A 19,649-nucleotide genomic window follows, 5' to 3' on the forward strand; every position below is an offset into this window, starting at 1 on the left:
CGGCGCCGAACCGGGAGGTCTGATGAGTTCGGCAATGACCCGCAGAACACTGCTCGGCGGTTCGCTGTCCGCGGTCGCCGCGACGAGTCTGCCGTTGCCGGCACACGCCGGCGGACACAGGAGAAGCGACGAGGCGGCAACCCGATACGGCAAGGTGCGCGGAAAACGCGAAGACGGCATCGTCAAGTTCCTCGGCGTGCCCTACGCCCAACCACCGCTCGGCGCGCTGAGGTTCACGTCCCCGAAGCCCCCCGCACGGTGGTACGGCGTTCGCGACGCCGTCAGTTTCCCCAACCCAGCGTTCCAGGTAATGGGCGGTGAGATGGGACCGACCGGGAACGGCCGCATGCCCGCACCGTCCGAGGACTGCCTGTACCTCAACATCTGGACCCCCGCCGCCGACCGCAAGCGGCGGCCGGTGATGTTCTACAACCACGGCGGCGGCTACATGATCGGCTCGGGCTCGGCCACGGGCCAGGACGGCACCCGCCTCGCGCAGCTCTACGACGTGGTGGTGGTCGAGTCCAACCACCGGCTGGGCCTACTGGGCTATCTGTTCCTGGGCGATCTCGCCGACGGCGACTACGCCGCGAACCAGGGGATGCTGGACATCCTCGCGGCGCTGCGCTGGACCAGCGAGAACATCGACAACTTCGGCGGCGACCCGGACAACATCATGGTCTGGGGCGAGAGCGGCGGCGGTGCCAAGACCGCCGCCGTCTACACCATGCCGAGCGCAGCGCGGCTGTTCCACAAGGCCTCGATCGAAAGCGCCGCCCCGCTGCGCTTTCCCACTCGCGATGGCGCCACCGCACGTGCCGAGCGCACACTTCACCTTCTGGGGCTGACCAAGTACGACATCCCGAAGCTCTCCAGCATCCCGGCCGCGCGCCTGCTGGAGATCCAGGTGTCTGAGGCCGCGAACGGCGTCGCACCCTGGGGCGACCCCGACCCGCTACCCGGGTTTGGCGCCTTTGTCGACGGAGGTGTCATCCCGCGGCACCCCTTCGGCGACGGCGCCCCGCCGTGGTCGGGCGGTAAGCCGTTGATGGTCGGCACCTGCCGCGACGAGACGGTGTTCTTCAGCCTCTTCGGGCCGCCCGACGTCTTCCGCATCGACGAGGCCGGCCTGCGTAGCCGCCTCAGCGGCACCTACCAGGGTGCCGAACTCGACCGGATCATCGCGACGTTCCGTCGGTCGCGATCGGAAGCGACACCGGCCCAGCTCTACTTCGCGATCACCACATCACCGATCTGGCGCGACGCGATCAAGATCGCGGAGGCTAAGGCGGCGCAGCACGCCGCACCGGTGTTCATGTACCAGCTCGCGTACCCGGACCCGACCGTGGTGCCAGGCACCAGCTTCCCGCTCGGCTCGCCGCACGCCTCGGACATCCCGATGAAGTTCGCCAACGTCGGCGTGGACCAGTTGCCGGGCAAACGGGCGACCGCCCGGCACATGAGCGCTTTGTGGGCCGGCTTCGCCCACCACGGCCGACCCGCCGCGAGGGGCTTGCCGACATGGCCCGCCTACACGCCGAAGGATCGGGCCACCATGTGGATCGACGCTGACTGCCGGATCGCCTACGACCCGGACAGGGAGGAACGGCTCTTCTGGCAGCGCCTTCACCAGACGTATATGTTAACCGAGATGGAAAATGGTCGATGCGTTGCCGCAGCACCACGTGCGCTGCTGTCGTCCCGACCGTCCAGGGCTCGTTAACCCAGCCCACACCGTTCGCGCCGTCACCCTGCGGAGTCGGCGCGCATGAGACGATCGACTGACGGGTACTTTTCTAAGGTCAGACGTACCCTCTGGGCCGGGCCGGTCCTCACGGCCGACCCGACGCTGCCGCCGTACCCGGACCACGCACGCCGGTGGCCGAGACCCACCCGGCGTGGCGGCGCTTGACGTGGCACAGGTACTGGCGGCCGTCAACGAGGTCGAAGACTGGCGGGCACCAGCCGGAAGTCTGGCGGCCCGTCGCCCGTCGCCCGGAGCCGCCGCGACCAGCGCCTCTGACCTCCCGCCTCAGGCATCAAGGATCTGCCATTCCTGGCTGATCTCGCCGCTGACCGGTTGCTGGACCGCCCTGGCGCCGTCCGCGGTGGAGCCGCCTTCGACCCCGACACACCAGCCATTGCTCACGTTGACGAACCGGTAGTATCCGCTGGTCGTCGCCGGGACGAGATTCCACCACTGGTTACGTCCGCCGTTGTCGGCCCATTGAACGAGCGCCGCGCCCTGGCCCGAGCCACCTGGACTGTCCAGGACTTTCCCGCTTTTGACACCGGACAGCCGGAATGAGCCATCGCTGTTGGGTAGCAGCCGCCACTGCTGGTTGGCCGCGCCAGTCCACGGCCACTGGATGACAGTTGCCCCGTCCGTGGTGGAGCCGCCGTTGACGTCCAGCACCTTTGCGCTGCGCCGGTTGACCAGTCGAACGACGCCGCCGGCGGCGGGCAGGCCTACGACAACCTGTATCTGTTGCCCGGCCGTCAACGAGATCACCCGGGCATGCGGGCCGAGCGGCGAGGGGGTGACCGTCGCGGACGTGGTGATGGATGCCATGCCACGGCGGCTGAGGAGGGTGATCGCCTGGGTGGTCGTCGAGGTGAGTGCCACGGTCACCGAGCGACCAGGAAGATCCCAGGAGAGGCTGTGAATGCGGACCTGGTTGCGTCCGCGGACCCCGGTGATGGTGCCCCTGGCGAGCTGGCCGGGCACGGCGGGCAGCAGCTCGAGGACGCCGGGCCTGGTGTACACAAGCGCTTCGCTGAGCACGGCCGGCAGCGTGTTGGCCGCATCGGCGTTGTAGGTCTCCAGATTCGGGTTGTGTGCTGTCATCAGCGACCGGAAGATCATGTTGTTGCCGATGATCTTCCGGAGGTTGCTGTAGACGCCGGCGCCGTCCTTGAGTCGAGCGGAGGCGAGGGCTCGATGCAGGCTGCCGTGCGCGGAGGTGTTCTCGTCACCGCGCAGCGCCAGGGCCCTGAGCGCGGCGGTGACCAGACCGGGCGCCTCCTCGGGATTGATCTCGTGCAGGGGCCACGCGCCGTACAGGTGATGGACGTGCCGATGGTTGTAGCGATCCGTGAGTCCCGGCCAGGACCATTCGGCGAGGGCACCGCTGCCGTTGACCGTGTAGGGCGGGATCCTCGCCAGCAGGGCCGTCCAGCGGGCGACACCCTGACCGGCGCCCTGTTCGACACCGAGCGCGTTGGCAGCCTCGACGGCCGCCCGCAGGGCGTGTCTGCCGGCCTGGATGTCGCCGGTGGCGTTGATCGCCAGCAGGACGTTCGTGCTGGCCGGCGAGTTCTCCATCGAGAACGACGGCACGAACACCACACGGCCGGCCGAGTCGGTGCGGGTCAGGAAGTCCTCGTAGAACAGCGCCAGCTCCATCAGCGCCGGTCCCAGCTTCTCAGCCAGGAACGTCCGGTCCCCGGTGACCTGGTAATACTCCAGCAGCGGGTAGAGCAACCAGTCCGCGCCACCGGTCCAGCACTGGCCGGGGAAGCCGGGGTCGAAGTGCAGCATGTATCCGTACTCGCCGTCGGTTCGTGATGGGGCCAGGAAACCGCGGGCGCCGTACAGGTTGCGAGCGTTGGTGCGCCAGTGGGCGAGCTGGCCGAGGATCAGGTTGAAGTAGCCCTGCATGGCATCGGTGAGGTCGAGAATGTTGCCGCCGGCGACCTGCAGGTTGATGTTGGCATCGGTGGTGAAATCGTCGGCCCAGGCGCCATTCCAGGTGCCGGCCCAGATTCCGGTCAACCGCGGCGGCAGCACGCCACTGGAGCTGATGAACAGGTAACGGCCGCTGTCGTAGAGCCGTTCCAGCAGGGCCACATCGATGGTGTTTCGGTTGGCGTTCTGCCGGGCGATCAGCTCGGTGGTCGACAGCTGCCGGTCGGCGGCGGAGACGTTCAAGTCCAGGCGGGAGCGGTCGTACATCGCCGAGTGCAGGGTGACGTGCCGGGTCCGCAGCTCGGCATAGTCGGCGCGCACCGAGGCCAGCGCTGCGTGCAACGGTTTGCTGTCCCAAGCGGTGGGTGACTCGTATCGGTCGAGTTTGGTCAGCAGGAGGAGCCTGGTTGCCGCGGTGACGACGATGGTCGAGCCGTTCGCGGCTACCGTGCCACCGGTGGCGACGACCCGGGTGACGCCCTCGAAGCCGAACGCGCCCTGCCCGGACGGGTAGGTGCCTCGCAGGTTCAGGTAGCCGGAGCCGTCAATGACGCTGGCCAGGGTGGTGAAACGGACCGAGCCGGGGACGCCCGCGAGGGAAGTGTTGACGCCCAGCGTCGCGTCGATCGATCGGCCGGATGCCGGGGTCAGTTCGTGTACGACGACGTTGTCGGCCCGGGAGGCGAAGGCGCGGCGAGTCCAGGTGCCGTTGCTGTCGGTCCAGGTGGAGGTGACCTCCCCGGTCCGAAAGTCGGTGATGCGGGCGTATCCGTTGACCGTTGTCATGCCTGGCGTGCTGATCTGCAACTCGAAGCCGGGGTGGTAGGTCTGGGTCCAGCGCAGGTTCCAGCCAGCCGCGAAGTCCGTGTTGGCTCCGCCGTAGTTCCCGGCCAGCGCCTTGTCCCGCACGCCGGCCAGCCGCCCTGAGATTACTGGCGGGATCACACCCCGGCTGCCGTTGGGCAGTACGAAGCGGTGGTGATTGAAGATCACCTTCTCGAGGGTTGGCGTTCCGTACAGGATGGCGCCGTACTCGCCGTTCCCGACGAGGAACCCGTCGGTCCAGGTTGTCGCGGCGGTCGCGTCGTAGATCCCGCGCTCGGGCAGCGTGACCTGAGGCGCAGCGGCGGCGGCCCGTCCGGCGCCCACGGCCGGGATCAGGGCCGCCGAGCCGGCGGTCAGCGCGGCAGTGGCGAGGAGGCGCCTGCGGCTCACGGGTAGGTCTGTCATCCAAAGTCCCTTGTCGACGCCGAGGCTGGAGGGTTGTGCGTTGTCGAATCGATTCGACGAGAATAGCTATAACATTGACGTCCGTCTACACAGAGATCGGATCGTGGTCTGCTCGGGCGCGGGAACCCACGCCGGCAGACATCGCAACGATCGGTCCGCTGATCGGCGGCGGTCGGACTTGTCAGCCACCTCTGGCGCTGGTCGGCGCCATCGTCGACGCGCTGGCCTCCGATTGAGGCGCCTGCGGGATGATTACGTCTGACGCCGCCAGCCCTTCCGCGGATCGGCATTCCGGGCGAATACGTGAGCATCCCGTCGGCTGACGCCAGCGCCCGGACAGGTGGGCAGTCCGCATCTGGTCCGCAAAGAGGTTCACGGACGGCAGGGGAGTGGCGAGAGATGTCGAGTGGCGTTTCCGCTGCCAGACGCGCATTCGCGCAGCCTGCCGGGTCCGGTCAATTTGATCTCATAACCCCTCGGTCGCCGCGCCGGGTGCAGGCCGCCGATGGGGCGGAAGCCGAGGGCCAACGGCGGTTGGCTTTCGGACGTGGGAGCCAGGTGGCGACGCAGGTCAAAGCCAGGCCAGCGTCGAACGGCATCCGCCCGTATCCGTACCTCCTAAGGCGTGTTTCATAAGCCGGTCAGAGCCATCGGTGATGATCGTGATGGTCAGGACGGCTTGGAAGCGGACTGCCAGTTTGTCGTAGCGGGTGGCGACGCCGCTTCATGTACCTGGCCACCGTCGACATCGCCACCATCAAGATCTGGCCCCGTCACCCGTACACCCCGATCCACAAGAAGTTGCCTGGTGGTACAACTCGCCCGTCGACACGTCGGCTTCCCCTAGCTGCCCGCTTTTATGGCATTTGGCCACTTTGAACCGTGTTGGCGTAGTTACACTCCGGGCCGAGGCTTTTGGGGCGCTCGTCGCCGGGAAGCGTCAGTACAACTTTCGCGTTCTGATCTTGCCCGGGGGCGGGCTCTTGATTGGTGGGGGAATCCGTGTCGATAATCCGTTTGGTTCGCGCGTGTCGCGTGCGCCGTCGGTCTACTGCGATGTTGATGGCCGGGGCCGTCGCCGCTACGACGATCCTTGTCGGCGTCGTTGGGACACCGGCCTGGGCCCAGGCCCCGGTGCCGTTGGGGGTTGCCGAGACCTACGGGGTGTTGGCCGGTCAAGCGGTCACCGACGTTCCGCCCCCCGTCGGTCCTTCTGTCATCAACGGGGACCTGGGTGTCTGGCCGGGCACGTCGGTTACGGGTGCTCCCGTGGTAAACGGCGACACGCACGTCGGTGACACCGAGGCGATGCAGGCCCAGGCCGATCTGACCACGGCGTACAACTTCGCCGCGGCCGAGCCCACGACCAGCACGGTCAGCGAGCTCGGCGGCCAAACCCTGGTCGCAGGGGTGTACACGTCACCCGCCACCATGTCTCTGACAGGCACCGTCACGCTGGACGGGCAGAACGATCCCAACTCGGTGTTCATCTTCCAGGCGGGATCCGATCTGATCACCGCGGTTGACAGCCGGGTCAGCCTGGTCAACGGCGCCCAGGCGTGCAACGTGTTCTGGCAGGTCAGCAGCTCGGCGACCCTGAACACCCGGACCGTCTTCGTCGGAAGCATCCTGGCGCTGCAATCGGCGACGCTTGGTGAGGGAGCCACCGTCGCTGGACGAGTGTTGGCCCGCAACGGCGCCGTCACGCTGATCCACAACACGATCACGCGACCGTTCTGTGCCGCATCCATCGCGCCACCGACCATCTCGAAGGCTTTCGGGGATGCGACGATCCCGGCGGGCGGGACGACGTCGCTGAGTTTCACTCTCACCAACCCCAACGTGGGTACGGCGTTGACCGGCGTCACCTTCAGCGATGCGCTACCCGCGGGGTTGGTGGTGGCCACTCCGAATGGTCTGACTGGCTCGTGCGGTGGTGGCACGATCGCCGCGACGGCCGGTGGTGGCAGCATCAGCCTGGCCGGTGCGACGCTGCCGGCTGGTGGGAGTTGCACGTTTTCGGTGAACGTCACCGGCACGACCAGCGGTACGAAGGTCAACACGAGCAGCCCGGTGGACTCGAACGAGAGCGGCCCGGGTGCCGCCGCTTCGGCGAGCGTCACGGTCGGCGTGGAGGTCGTCGCGCCACCGACGATCGCCAAGGCTTTCGATGACGCGACCATTCCGGCTGGCGGGACGACCTCGCTGGGTTTCACCCTCACCAACCCCAACGTGGATACGCCGTTGACCGGGGTCGGTTTCACTGACGCGTTGCCTGCGGGGTTGGTGGTGGCCACTCCGAATGGTCTGACTGGCTCGTGCGGTGGTGGCACGATCGCCGCGACGGCCGGTGGTGGCAGCATCAGCCTGGCCGGTGCGACGCTGCCGGCTGGTGGGAGTTGCACGTTTTCGGTGAACGTCACCGGCACGACCAGCGGTACGAAGGTCAACACGAGCAGCCCGGTGGACTCGAACGAGAGCGGCCCGGGTGCCGTCGCATCGGCAAGCGTCACGGTTGCCGTCGCCACACCACCGACGATCTCCAAAGCCTTTGGGGCCACGACCATCGCCGCCGACGGGACGACATCGCTGAGCTTCACCCTCAGCAACCCCAACCCGAGCACGCCGTTGACCGGGGTCGGTTTCACTGACGCGTTGCCTGCGGGGTTGGTGGTGGCCACTCCGAATGGTCTGACTGGCTCGTGCGGTGGTGGCACGATCGCCGCGACGGCCGGTGGTGGCAGCATCAGCCTGGCCGGTGCGACGCTGCCGGCTGGTGGGAGTTGCACGTTTTCGGTGAACGTCACCGGCACGACCAGCGGTACGAAGGTCAACACGAGCAGCCCGGTGGACTCGAACGAGAGCGGCCCGGGTACCCCCGCCGCGGCGAGCATCACGGTCAGGGTTGCGGCAGCACCGACGATCGCGAAAGCGTTCCGAGACGCCACCATCCCGCTTGACGGAACGACGGCGCTGGAGTTCACCCTCACCAACCCCAACACGGACACGACGCTGACCGGTGTCAGCTTCGTCGACAACCTTCCTGCGGGCCTGGTGGTGGCCACTCCCAACGCCGCAGAGACAGACTGCGCCTCCGGCACGATCGCTGCGACTGCCGGGAGCAGCAGCATCAGCCTGTTCGGCGCCACTCTGCCCGCCAACGCAAGCTGCACCGTGTCAGTCAACGTCACCGGCACAACCACCGGAACGAAGGTCAATACCACCGCTACCGTCACCTCGGTCCAGAGCGGTCCGGGCACTTCTGCCTCGGCAAGTGTCACGGTCGGCGCGGCGGTCGTCGCACCGCCGACGATCTCGAAGGCTTTCGAAGATGGGACCATCCCGGCTGGCGGGACGACATCGCTCGGATTCACCCTCAGCAACCCGAACGCGAGCACGACGCTGACCGGGGTCGGTTTCACCGATGCGTTGCCTGCGGGGCTGGTGGTCGCCACTCCCAACGGTTTGAGTGGCTCGTGCGGTGGTGGCACGATCACCGCGACCGCCGGTAGCAGCAGCATCAGCCTGGCCGGTGCGACACTGCCGGCTGGCGGGAGTTGCACCTTCTCGGTGAACGTCACCGGCACGACCAGCGGGACGAAGTCAAATACGAGCGGTCCGGTGGACTCGAACGAGAGCGGCCCGGGTGCTACTGCCTCGGCAAGCATCATAGTCGGCGCTGTCGCGGCACCGACTATCGCCAAGGCCTTCCGGGATGCCACCATCTTCCTCAACGGGACGACGTCACTGGGCTTTACCCTCAGCAACCCCAACCCGCGTATGTCGCTGACCGGAGTCAGTTTCGTCGACGACCTTCCTGCGGGGCTGGTGGTCGCCGCTCCCAACGCCGCGCAGACCAACTGCGCATCCGCAACGGTTACCGCGAATTCCGGCGGCAACAGCATCAGCCTGGCGGGGGCGACCCTGCCGGCCAACGGGAGTTGCACAGTGTCGGTGAACGTCACCGGCAAGACCGCCGGGAAGAAGGTCAATACGACGGCCGCCACCTCGATCGAGAGCGGCCCAGGCTCTCCTGCCTCGGCAAGCATTACGGTCCGTAAGGGCAATCTGCCTGTCACCGGAAGCCCGATCTCAACCTACGCCACGGTCGCACTGACCATGCTCGGCCTCGGTGGATTGCTTATCGTGATGAGTCACCGGCTGGTCCGGCGTAGGCGCCGAATCGCCTAGCATGCGACGCGGTTTGGAAATGGTCGGTCGCTACTTCCTGAAGACTGCCCTCCCGATCGGCTGGAGGTCACGTGATAGCGGCAAGTGAGGCAGGCGTCGGTTAGGTATGCCGGGTGAGTCCGGGTCCTGGCCGCGTGGATCTCGGCGCTTGTGCGGGCCAGTTTCTTGTCCCGCACAAGCGCCGAACCCGCATTCGACACGACCAGAAGACCTCGGGGCTCCGCCCCGAACCCCGGCTCTCCTCAGAGATCCGCCCCAGCAGCAACCTTCGACCCTTGCCAAGGGAACGTCGCCTTCCAGTCAGGATGGTGCAGCAGATAGTCGTACCCTCCTTCGCCGGGAAGGTTGCGGTACAAGACATGAAGCACGTGCCCTGCCGAGAGCGGGACTGACAGCATTGGCCTGGTGCTCATCGCTGGCTGGCACAGATCTCTGACCCCAGCCTCACCCCGCATGACGCCAACGGCCGCCACCAGATGAACGCTGGCCACGAGCTGGCCGGAAGACGAGGCCGATGTCGGCGGATGCGGGACGCTCCTACGGTTCAGATGGCGGCGGCGTGCCAGCTACGTGCCAGTAGTCGCCGGCACGAGCGGGCAGGAGCCGTGACCAGCTCGTCTGCCGCCAGCAGGCGTTTTCTGGCATCTCGGGGCCGTGATCTTCGTCCCTTCCGAACTGACGGTGCATGGTGGGGGCTCGCCGTGCCCGGTTGCGTGTCCGTGGGCGGGAGCCGAGGGTAAACGAAGGTCAACTTTGGGCGTGTCCGGCCTGGAGACGCAGGTCAAGCCACCGCAACGCCACCGCCGTGCGCACCGGAAACCGCGGTAAGAACTGGGCACCGAAAGTCGGGACCCCGTTCGTGCACACCGTCATCGAGGGCCACTCCCGCGTCGCCTATGCCGAGATCCGCGACGACGAGAAAGCCACCACCGCCGTCGACGTGCTCCGCAACGCCGTCGCCTGGTTCACCGCACGTGGTGTCACCATCGAGCGGGTGCTGTCGGACAACGGATCGGCCTACAAATCCTTCGCCTGGCGCGATGCCTGCCACGAGCTGGGCATCATCATGAAGAAGACCCGCCCCTACCGACCCCAAACCAACGGCAAGGCCGAACGGTTCCACCGCACCCTGACCGACGGCTGGGCCATCGCCCGGATCTACAACTCCGAACAAGCCCGCAGGAAGGCCTTACCGGCCTTCCTGCATCACTACAACCACCACCGACCCCACACCGCCACCGGCGGCCTACCACCCATCACCAGGTTGACCAGCGTCCCTGGACAGCACAGCTAGACAGGGCTCCGGCAAAGTCGGGCTAACAGACTGCGCGCATGCAGCATTGCCTAGACTCCGCGCATGCAGCATTGCCGACTTTCCTCCGCCAATCGCACAGCGATCGGGGCGTTACTGCTGGTCTTGGCCGTAGCCGGCTGCGACTCCAAGGCGGAATCGTCCTCCGATGCCACGTGGTCGAGCCCTGACACCGCCGCTACCGCGGCCGCCTCCCGCGCTGCTTCCCCCCCAAGTCCCCGCGACGCCGAACCTTCTGCCTCTTCCTACCCCGCCGCGGACGAGTCACGGGAGGCTGAAGCGGTACAGGAGCCCAAAGCGGCAAAGAGGACGGAGGCGCCGAGCGGGGGCGGCACCAAGTACACGGCGTGTGCCGACGGCGACTGCAAAGTGTCCTTTTCCGGCTCGATCAAATTCCCGCTTGGCAAGTGGACGGTGTCGTCCTCCGTGGAGAATGGCGGCGTCAGAGTGCGATTGACCGACACCAATGGCAGAGGTGGCGGTGGCGGCTTCATGGCAGGGCCCGGGTGCACTGTGGCGATACACGCTGACGGCGGCGGGCGAGTCGGATGCGACCAACCCGGAGCCGAGCCCGAACCGGGAGGGTGGGTCGTACACCTGCTGGAACTGGACGGGGACACCGCGGTCATCCGAGCGATCCTGGGCTGACTGTGAGGATCGCTGTCGCAGCCACAGGGGAGGTGCGGCTCTGCGCCAAGGCGCGTCACCACTGTCCACAGCGCCGTCCCGGAAACGCTCCCTACGGCGAATGCTCTTCCTGGCGGCCGCCGAGTTGGTGCACCGCTATTTCTTGACCGGTGCTATCCGCCCGCGATTGGGTGGCGCCGTGGGCAAACTATGGACCGCCACCGAGGACGACCCCAGGACCTTCGGTCAGCCCGTAGGCGAAAAGCCGACCTACCGGGAGCACCTTCGGCAACTACCGTTTGACCATAGAGATGAAGTGCGACGGACTGGACGCCGAGCAGCTCGGCGGACGCTCGGTACCGCCCAGCACCCTGAGCTTGCTCGGCCTTGTCCGCCATTCCGCTCAGATGGAGAACCACTGGTTCCAGCGTGCTATCAGGGGGACCGCCGCACCGTGCCTTTACAAGCGCGAGGACGGCCCGGATTGGGACTGCGGGGGCGCGGTCCCCGACGACCCAGCGGTGGTGAAGGACGTCTTTGCAGCCTGGAAGGCCGAGATCGCCAAGGCGGACGAATGGCTCGACGCCCTCGAGGAGGCCGACCTGGGCCGCGAGGTGCCGGCCGACGGTGGCAGCCACGCCACGAGCGACGTGCTAGTACTCCAGCCGCACCTGGTGGAGTCGGGGTCTTCGCTGGTAGTGGGCTGTTTTGGCGCGGTATTGGTGTCGGCGTCGCCATCGTGACCATCGATGGATGTGGTCGAAGGGTCTGATGGTGGTGATCAGGTGTGCCAGCAGACGTCGGACCTCGCCGAGGGTGAGCGGAATGAGGCCGTCATCGGATTCGGTGCCCCCTTTTTGGCGTGGGCGGCGGTGACGGCGAGGTAGGCGTGGGCGCACAGAACGAGTGTTATGGGGCGTACCTGGCGTCGTATCGACGGACCTGGTAGTGGTCCAGGCCGGCCTCGTTTTTGACGGTCTGGAAGCACTCCTCGACCGCCCATCGGGTCCCGGCGATACGGATGAGGGTCTCGTCGCTGGTGTCGGCAGGGCCGAAGCCACAGGTAGTACGCCAGGTCCGTGGGGTCGGTGATGCTGCGGCGAATCAACAGCCAGTGGCCGTATCCGCCGACGGCACCGGGCAGAGAGGCTACGGCCCAGTCGTAGAGCCGTGGCCCTTTGGCGCCGGCGCCGCAACTGCGGCGCTTCCACGCCAGGGCCGGCGCGGCGGCGGCGAGGACGTCCGGACGGGAGTTGCCGGCCGTGGTCGGGACCCGCTGGTTGCGGGGCACGGCGACGACGTAGCCGATGCCCTGCTGCTGCAACCAGGTCCGGAACTTCGAGTCCTGCCCGTAGCCTCGTCCGCGGTGACCCACTTCGCAGGCAGGCCGGCGGTGATGGCGCGTTCGATCATCCGCAGGCCCAGCGCAGGCTTTGTGGCGAACTCGACGCCCGGGGCGATGCCGGCTTCGGCGCGGCGGGCGAGGGTGTCGCACCAGCCGCGGGGCAGATACAACTCCTGGTCGATCAGCGTGCGCCCGTGCGGGCTGGCATAGGCCAGGAAGACCCCGAGCTGGCAGTTCTCCGTCCGCCCGGCCGTGCCCGAGTACTGACGCTGCACCCCGGCGGACTTGATCCCCTTCTTCAGGATTCCGGTCTCGTCGACGATCAGCACTCCGTATTCGTGACCGAGGTGCTCGGACACGTAGGCGAACAAGTCATCGCGCACCGCGTCCGGGTCCCGCCAGCAGATCATCCAGACCCACCCGCCAGCCCACAATCTCATCGATCAGCACAAGCACGGGAGCGTGCCCGCCCTAAGACCGACCACAACAGACAGACGGCCCGACCACACAACCCATCCACCGAATAGCATCGACATTCGCAGCTACCTGGCAGGCTCAACTACGACGTCGATCACGCCGGTGAGCTGCCGAAACGCCAGATCAGGCAACTACGGCTGGACTACTAGGCGGGTCGCGACGGGTAGGCGCAGGCTGCTTCTCAATGACGGGACGTCCCCCGATGGTGGGGGAGCGGGGCGCGGTGGAACTCTGCGCTGCGCTGTCGGCCTGCCCCCCGTTTGCCCCCCGGACAACCCCCGCTAATTGTTGACTACTAGCGACAGTCAATGATCGGCGGCTGGCCTCGTTCGCGCAGGTCAACCCTGGTTCTTGACGATCAACGACAAGTCCGAGCGGGCGCTGGTCGACAACCGTGTGCCCCCCAGATCCCGCTCCACCAGCGCGCCGCCACATCCTCCAACAGCGAATGGTACAAGTATTCGATTGGCGGATGATGTTGGGTAGCGATGTGGCCGGGCTGGGGCGGTGTCGTTCCCTGGTCGGAACACGGGCCGCTTTGGCCTTTGGCCGGTCGGCAGCCATGCTGACGTCACTGGTCCTAAGGGAAAGGGCCGGATTACGAGCTGTGAATCTAGTCTAAAGGTCGTTCCGGAGCCTTCGATCTCGGGCGGAACTGCACCGTATCGGATTCCCGTACCCCTTTGCTGCCTCGGAACGGGGCCAAGGCAACCCATCCGCTTGCCGGGCGTAGGGGCGGAACTTGGCGTGTTCGTGGTGCCGGCGTCGGTGGATCAACCAGGCGAGGATGTCGGCGAGCGCATCCACCAGGGTCGTGATTTCTGCTCGGGCAAGGGCCTGGCCAGCCAGGCTCAGGCGAACCTGAGCCTGGCTGACCAGGCCACGTGTGGCTAGGCGTTGCCGGACCGTGCCCCCGGCAGCGTCCGCTCGGCGGTCAGCGTCATGGCGCCGCCCTTGTAGGACACCCGGAACATGTGGCCGCCTACGTTCAGGACCCGCCGTTCCGGCATGGAGTGGAAGTTGCCCTTGATCGAGGCCCCGCTCATGATCGTCAGTACCGTGCCCGGGGTGATGGGCGCGCGGACGTCCAGGGTGAGTTCGCCGTCCAGCACCAGTGCACCCGTGGCCCGCACGCTCGTGTACTCGCGGTCGCCGGAAATGGTGATGGCGAGGCGACCCGCTCGGCTGATGGTCACGTCGCCGCCGACCTTCAGGACGTTGCCCTGCGGAACGTCGGTGAGACTGACGGACAATGCGGACGCCGCTTCCGCGGCCGACAGGCCCGGCTGCAACACGCCGATGTTGACGCGGATGCCGCCTCCCACGAAACCGCTGCCGCCGAGCGTGCCGCCCTTAACGGCGACCGAGCTTGCGTGCGAGCCGGCGATCGAAAGCTTGCCGCATTCCACCGTCGTGCCGCCCTCGTAGGTGGCGCGGCCCGACATGATCAGCATCCCGGAGCCCTGCTTGGTCAAAGACGCCGTGTAGAGGTTGTTGTCGATGTTTTTCTGGATGAAGGCCGCGCGCGCGTCCATCCATTCCTTACGCCACTTGGTGGCGTCCTCATAGCTGATCTTGTCGTACAGTTCCGGGTGGCCGTTGGTGATGGCTTGGACGTAAGGATCAGCCAGAATGCCCTGAAGCATGAAGGCGTTTTCGCTGAGCTTGCCGTCCGGGCTCAGTACGTTGGGGCTGAATTCACCGGCGAAGGCGATGCCCTTTTTCTTGTAGGCCGCCAGCCACTCCCGATCCTCCCGCTCCCTTTCCTTGATCGCGATCTGGCTGATGTCGTTCGACCAGACGTCCAGGGGCGCCTTGTCCATGTTGTAGGTCATGGGGCCCAGGAACTGGCCGGGGCCATACATGCCCTTGTCCAGATCGGGGATGCCCCAGCCCCAGCGCGCGTCCGGAACCCCGTCGGGAGCGGTCCAGGCGATGGATGCCCCGGAGGGGGAGGTCTGACCCGTGCCGAGGAAGCTCATACCGTCGGACATCTTGTTGTTCGCCGTGGTGAACATCAGATCACGGACCTGCTTGGCGTCCATGTTCGGATAGCGGGAGAGCAGAACCCCCATCACCGCTGTCGCAACGGGCGTCGCCGGAGACGTTCCGCTCGAGTTCGAATAGTTGGTGTCGCCACCGCTGTTCGTGGTCCGGACACTGTTTGACGGAGTGGACACGGTCCACCATTTGGCGAGCCCCGCCTCGTTGTACCCGAATTGCTTCGTGTATTCGGGGTCGGCCGCAGTGGGAGGCTGCACCCCGCCGACGCATACCCACTGCGCCTCCGCCGCGGGATTGAAGAAGGGGTACGCCGGGCGGAAGTACGGGTTGCTCCAGTCGTTGTTGCCGGCCGACCTCACGTTGACGGTACCGCTATCCTTGATAGCGTCCCAGATGGCATCCATGAAGGAGCGTCCGGGGTAGTTCGGGTTGTATTGAATACCGTCTTCCGAATAGCTCTTCTTGAAGAGGAAGTACTGGTACTCCAGGTCCTTCAGATGCTCGTTGGGAATGATGATCGCCATCGCCGTGGCGCTGGCGCTGTCCTTGCCGCGCAGTTGGTAAGCGTTGGCGAGGTTGCCATTGACCCCAAGGTCGTTACCCAGGCCGTCGAAGCGGCTCCTGTCAAGAGTCTGGACATAAGAGCCCCAACTGCTGTTGATGACCTGGGCGCCTGCGTCAACCAGGGCCTTATTGGCCGTACGCCAGTACACGTAATCGTGGAAGGGACCGTGGGACTGGGTATCGGAACCGCCGGTCATGGCGACATACATCGTCGAGTCAAAGGCGATGCCGTGCTGCTCTTTGCCATCGCGAATGCCAGAGGTGACGCCAAGCATGCCGGTCCCGTGACTGTAGTCACTCGTTCGCGCCTGGTCGCCGGCCACAGTGAACCGCTGGCCCGCAGTAAACGGGTTCGACGGGGTTACTGAGTTCCGGTACCCGAAGCCGGACGTTCCGTAGAAGCCCTCCGCTCTCACCGGAACGATCAGCCCGGTCTGGAATCCTTCGTGGGTAGGCCGGTAGCCCGAATCCATCATGCCCAGCGCGACGCCCTGCCCGCGGTACCCAAGGGCGTAGGCGGTGGACGCGTTTACCGCGACGAGCTGCCAGGGAGAGTCGATCGCTGTGCCAGGGTTGGCCGGATTGTGGCCGGTGTAGTAGCCATACTCCGGCGTTTCCCAACTGGCTTTAGCGGCACCAAATTCCCCTGGCGTCCTGGCGACAAAACCGGGGTCTCCCGGATACGCCGGCCCGCCGGCTGTACTGCCGGGGGTTGATGTCAGGCCGGTTTTGGTCGATGCCGAGGCGAGCCCGGCCGGAAACAAGGCGATGCCTGCGCCGGTAATAAAGGCGCCTCCCACTCGGCGCAGTAAATCCCGCCGACTCAAGGAACTCATACTCATTCCCGATTCCTTCCGAAGGGTCGATCTCCAGCGGGCGGGGGCGCAGTCCTGCTGCCTTTATCGGGCAGCGAATGTCGTTGGCATTGTTCGGGATCCCGACTGCCGCGCGAGCCGACGCATGGACGTCGGAGCGGCGAACTCGAACTCTCCCGCAAGTCGGCCTCCCCTATATGGACACCAAATTAGACTGCGGCAGAAGCCCCTCGTCAAGGGGTCAACATCGGCCCGCCGGGAACAGTTAAGCGACGAGCTGTATCGATATAAATAACTGCCATGCATCGGGTCACGGGTTGACTCCGTGGAGGTGGTGTGCGACTTGCCCGTGATGGACTAATTGCGCAGATGGGAGGCAGCCGCCGCGCGATCCTTCGAGACGGCGAAGTCGAGCGGAGGAGTGTGCCGCGCGACGGCTGAGTCCGCCGAGGCGGAAGCCGAACCGGTTTGCGGCCGCGGGTTTGTGACAGCGCGGCTACGGGTGGGTCCGGTGTGGACGGCGAAGCCACGAGTCGTCGTCGCTGATCGCACGCCAGCTGCCGCCGCTAAGGAGGTGTTGTTGCCGCTGACGCCTGCGAGCCGGTGGGACGAGCCGGTCAACCGCCTCGGGACCTTGAACAAGATCGCGATGGAGCGTGAACGTGTCCGGCGAGGGTCCTTTGTGGCCGTCCCGTTCTACCCTCGCGGTGGCGCATCTTCAAGAGGTGCCCTCTCGACGGGCGGCGGCAGCAAGCTACCGAGGGTCAGAAGCACTCACCCAGCACGACCGCGCGCTCAGAGGGTTGTAGTCGCTGCGTGATGAACAGGGCGGCGCGGTCCAGGGCCTGGTCGGCTTCGTCGAGCTGGCCGATGAAGGACTGGAAGACGTGCGGAACGCCCGCGGTGATGTCGAGGATGACGTCGACCTCGGCGTCGCGGGCGCGTTTCGCCAGCCGGACCGAGTCGTCGAGCAGCAGCTCGTTCGTGCCGACCTGCAGCAGGATCGGCGGGAAGCCGGTCAGGTCGGCGAGCACGGCGGGCGCGGCGAGCTCCTGGTGCGGGTCCTGACCGCCAAGGTAGAACCCCGCCGTGTGGGCCATGCCCTGCCGGGTGAAGAACGGGTCGATGCCCTCCTTGGTGTCCATCGACTCGCCCGTGCGGGTGTGATCCAGGCCGGGCGAGAACGCGACCAGCGCGCCCGGCAGAGGCAACCCGGCGTTTCGGGCGGCGAGGGTGGTGGTCACCACGAGGCCACCACCGGCGGAATCGCCCGCGAACGCGATCGACTCGGCGGCGACGCCGCTGTCGAGCAGGGACCGGTACGCCGCGAGGCAGTCCTCGATCGCGGCCGGGAACGGGTTCTCCGGGGCCAGCCGGTAGTCGAGGGAGAAGGCCCGCACTCCTGTCCGGATGACCAGACTCGCGGTCAGACCCATCGCGGTCCGCGGAGATCCGAGCGCGAACGAGCCCCCGTGGAGGTACAGGATCGTGCCCGGCCGGGTCTCGCCCTCCGGTTCGACAAGCGCTGCAGGACGGCCGCCCAGGGTCACCTCCGAGGTCCGCACCGGAGGAACCGGGAACAGCGCCATGAACGCGGCGAATCTCTCCCGCATAGTCTCGACGGGCTCCGGCGCGAAGTCCTTGGGTCCGTCGCCCAGCATGGCGCCGATCGTCGCGCGCTGTTCCTTGCTCATATCCAACGCCTCCCCGCAGGCGATAAAGTGGATGCCGTGGAAGCTAATATACCTGCCACGGCATCTATCTCCGATGCCGGTTCCGTCACACTCGCTCAGGTCTTCAGTGACCTGGTCCGCTGTGAGACGCGGCTCTACAACGCCTTGAACGAGACGTTGCGGCGGAAGCACGGCATCGTGGCTTCGCAGTTCGAGTTTCTGAGGTACCTACGTGACCATCCTGGTGCGCGGGTCGCCGATCTCGCCGAGTTCTTCGCGATCGGGGTCGGGGCGACCAGCAAGGGCGTGGGCCGGCTCGAGGCCCGGGCCTGGGTTCGGCGTGTGCCGAACCCCGCCGACGGCCGGTCACTGCTCCTGGAGTTGACTCCGCAGGGCGCGGAACTCGTCGGTGACGCCGAAGGCACCTTCCAGGAACACCTGGCCACGCACATCGGTCGGTCGATCGCACCGGCCCGGATCGCGGAACTCGGTCAAACGCTGGCACGGCTGCGCGCCACCCTGGAGCAGGGCGGTATCGGCACGCCTGTCGGCTGAAGACCACGGCAGCGCCTGCCACGTAGGCCACGGTCACAACGGATTCAGCACGGCACACAATCGGCCGACCGGCACCGAGATCTTCAGGTCCGCGACCGCTCATCTCTTATTCCCAGGCGCCACCGGCCACTGGACCTGAAGCCGCTCGACTCCGAGGCTGACGGCGTACCGTCGCAGGGCGTGACAACTTCCGCTGACCAACGCGTTCACCCGCTTCGGGTCGACGTGCCGCAGAGTGATCTGGGTGAGCTACGCGGGAGGCTCGATCAGACCAGATGGCCGGACGGGCTGCCCGGGGGCGCCGGGGGCACCACGGGGACTACCTGATGGACCTCGTGGGTACTGGCGACACGAACGTTGGCCCATCGGTTCGGGCACCCCGGCGTCGTTCGGGCGACGTCACTTGCCGATGGCGTCGCCGGTGAGGTCGAGGGTTTGCGCGGAAGCCCCTACCGGGAGTTGCGCCTGACCGCCGCCTTCCCCGGCGCGACCCGTCCGGCCCGGCGCGGCGACGCGGTCGCTCGGCTTTGTGCGAGATTGATTGATCGGCGCCACCACCAGCGGCGATCAACTTCGCTGTTCCGTAGAAGTGGACGGCGGGACGGCTCTCAACCAACCCCGTCCCGGAGGAGTGGAAGTCATGATGCTGCGCAAGGCGTTCGGAGCGCTGCTGGCGTTGCTGACCTTCGGCACGGTGCTGGTCGTCACGGCGACTCCGTCGCAGGCAGCGGTGGCCTGCTCGGGCACGGTCACCTACAGCTACGCGTACCCGCCGAGCAACCCCGTTGCCGAGTTGGTCATCTACTACAACAGCACCAACGGCGGCACGAACAGCGCCTGCATGTACCACCGCGGCGCGGCGTACGGTTCCTCGGCGCGGACCTCCGTGCAGATCGCCCGGTGCGCGGAGACCTCCGGCACCGGCTCGTGCACCGCCACCGCGGTCTCCACGAAGGACAACGCCGACTACCTGTACTACGCCGGGCCGCGCGGTGTGACCGGCACGGCGAACAACTGCGTCGACGCGTACGGCGAGATGGACTGGGCCGGCACCACCTACTGGATCCACTCCGGTCGCCAGGGCTGTTGAGTTCGGTGACACCTGACCGGTGGCCCGGTGGGATCCGTCCCGCCGGGCCACCGGTGTTGGCCGTCCGCGTACTCCCCA

General features: G+C 66.6%; 10 protein-coding genes and 1 pseudogene. 7 read left to right on the forward strand and 4 right to left on the reverse strand.

From position 1 onward, the window contains the following. Nucleotides 1-22: 22 nt before the first annotated feature. On the forward strand, nt 23-1,723 hold the full coding sequence (locus ACQPWW_RS13485) for a carboxylesterase/lipase family protein (RefSeq protein ID WP_433132559.1): 1,701 nt from the start codon (nt 23-25) through the stop codon (nt 1,721-1,723). A gap of 309 nt (nt 1,724-2,032) precedes the next feature. Here ACQPWW_RS13485 and ACQPWW_RS13490 read toward each other — a convergent pair whose 3' ends face one another. Beyond that, nucleotides 2,033-4,918 (reverse strand): glycosyl hydrolase family 95 catalytic domain-containing protein, encoded by a 2,886-nt coding sequence (locus ACQPWW_RS13490; RefSeq protein WP_433132561.1) that lies wholly within the window; start codon nt 4,916-4,918, stop codon nt 2,033-2,035. A gap of 1,062 nt (nt 4,919-5,980) precedes the next feature. Between ACQPWW_RS13490 and ACQPWW_RS13495 the strand changes: the two genes are divergently transcribed. The 3 genes and pseudogenes from ACQPWW_RS13495 to ACQPWW_RS13505 all read left to right on the forward strand — a co-directional run bounded on the left by ACQPWW_RS13495 (nt 5,981) and on the right by ACQPWW_RS13505 (nt 11,791). Further along, nucleotides 5,981-9,109, forward strand: a complete 3,129-nt coding sequence (locus tag ACQPWW_RS13495; RefSeq protein WP_433132563.1) for an ice-binding family protein — start codon at nt 5,981-5,983, stop codon at nt 9,107-9,109. A 769-nt stretch (nt 9,110-9,878) separates the two neighbouring features. Next, a pseudogene (locus ACQPWW_RS13500) lies at nt 9,879-10,403 on the forward strand (integrase core domain-containing protein); the annotation flags it as partial. 956 nt (nt 10,404-11,359) lie between these two features. Next, complete coding sequence (locus tag ACQPWW_RS13505) at nt 11,360-11,791, forward strand: DUF664 domain-containing protein (RefSeq protein WP_433132565.1); 432 nt, start codon at nt 11,360-11,362, stop codon at nt 11,789-11,791. A gap of 406 nt (nt 11,792-12,197) precedes the next feature. Here ACQPWW_RS13505 and ACQPWW_RS13510 read toward each other — a convergent pair whose 3' ends face one another. Beyond that, complete coding sequence (locus ACQPWW_RS13510) at nt 12,198-12,776, reverse strand: IS701 family transposase (protein ID WP_433132567.1); 579 nt, start codon at nt 12,774-12,776, stop codon at nt 12,198-12,200. An 841-nt stretch (nt 12,777-13,617) separates the two neighbouring features. Between ACQPWW_RS13510 and ACQPWW_RS13515 the strand changes: the two genes are divergently transcribed. Beyond that, nucleotides 13,618-13,764, forward strand: a complete 147-nt coding sequence (locus ACQPWW_RS13515) for a hypothetical protein (protein WP_433132569.1) — start codon at nt 13,618-13,620, stop codon at nt 13,762-13,764. On the opposite strand, the gene ACQPWW_RS13520 is transcribed toward ACQPWW_RS13515, so the two are convergent. Together ACQPWW_RS13520 and ACQPWW_RS13525 are read right to left on the reverse strand one after the other, a co-directional pair. Then, nucleotides 13,761-16,280 carry a S8 family serine peptidase gene (locus tag ACQPWW_RS13520; RefSeq protein ID WP_433132571.1) on the reverse strand — a complete coding sequence of 840 codons (2,520 nt, stop codon included), beginning with the start codon at nt 16,278-16,280 and terminating at the stop codon, nt 13,761-13,763. The two genes, ACQPWW_RS13515 and ACQPWW_RS13520, sit on opposite strands and share 4 nt — an antisense overlap. A 737-nt stretch (nt 16,281-17,017) precedes the next feature. Further along, a complete protein-coding gene (locus ACQPWW_RS13525) occupies nt 17,018-17,947 on the reverse strand; it encodes an alpha/beta hydrolase (RefSeq protein ID WP_433132574.1) in 930 nt (309 codons plus the stop codon). Nucleotides 17,948-17,974: 27 nt separating this feature from the next. Between ACQPWW_RS13525 and ACQPWW_RS13530 the strand changes: the two genes are divergently transcribed. Further along, a complete protein-coding gene (locus tag ACQPWW_RS13530; protein WP_433132576.1) occupies nt 17,975-18,481 on the forward strand; it encodes a MarR family winged helix-turn-helix transcriptional regulator in 507 nt (168 codons plus the stop codon). 640 nt (nt 18,482-19,121) lie between these two features. Next, entirely contained in the window at nt 19,122-19,571 is a 450-nt protein-coding gene (locus tag ACQPWW_RS13535; protein WP_433132578.1) for a hypothetical protein, read from the forward strand. Nucleotides 19,572-19,649 lie beyond the last annotated feature (78 nt).

It is taken from the genome of Micromonospora sp. CA-240977 (assembly GCF_050942285.1).
Classification (GTDB): domain Bacteria; phylum Actinomycetota; class Actinomycetes; order Mycobacteriales; family Micromonosporaceae; genus Micromonospora.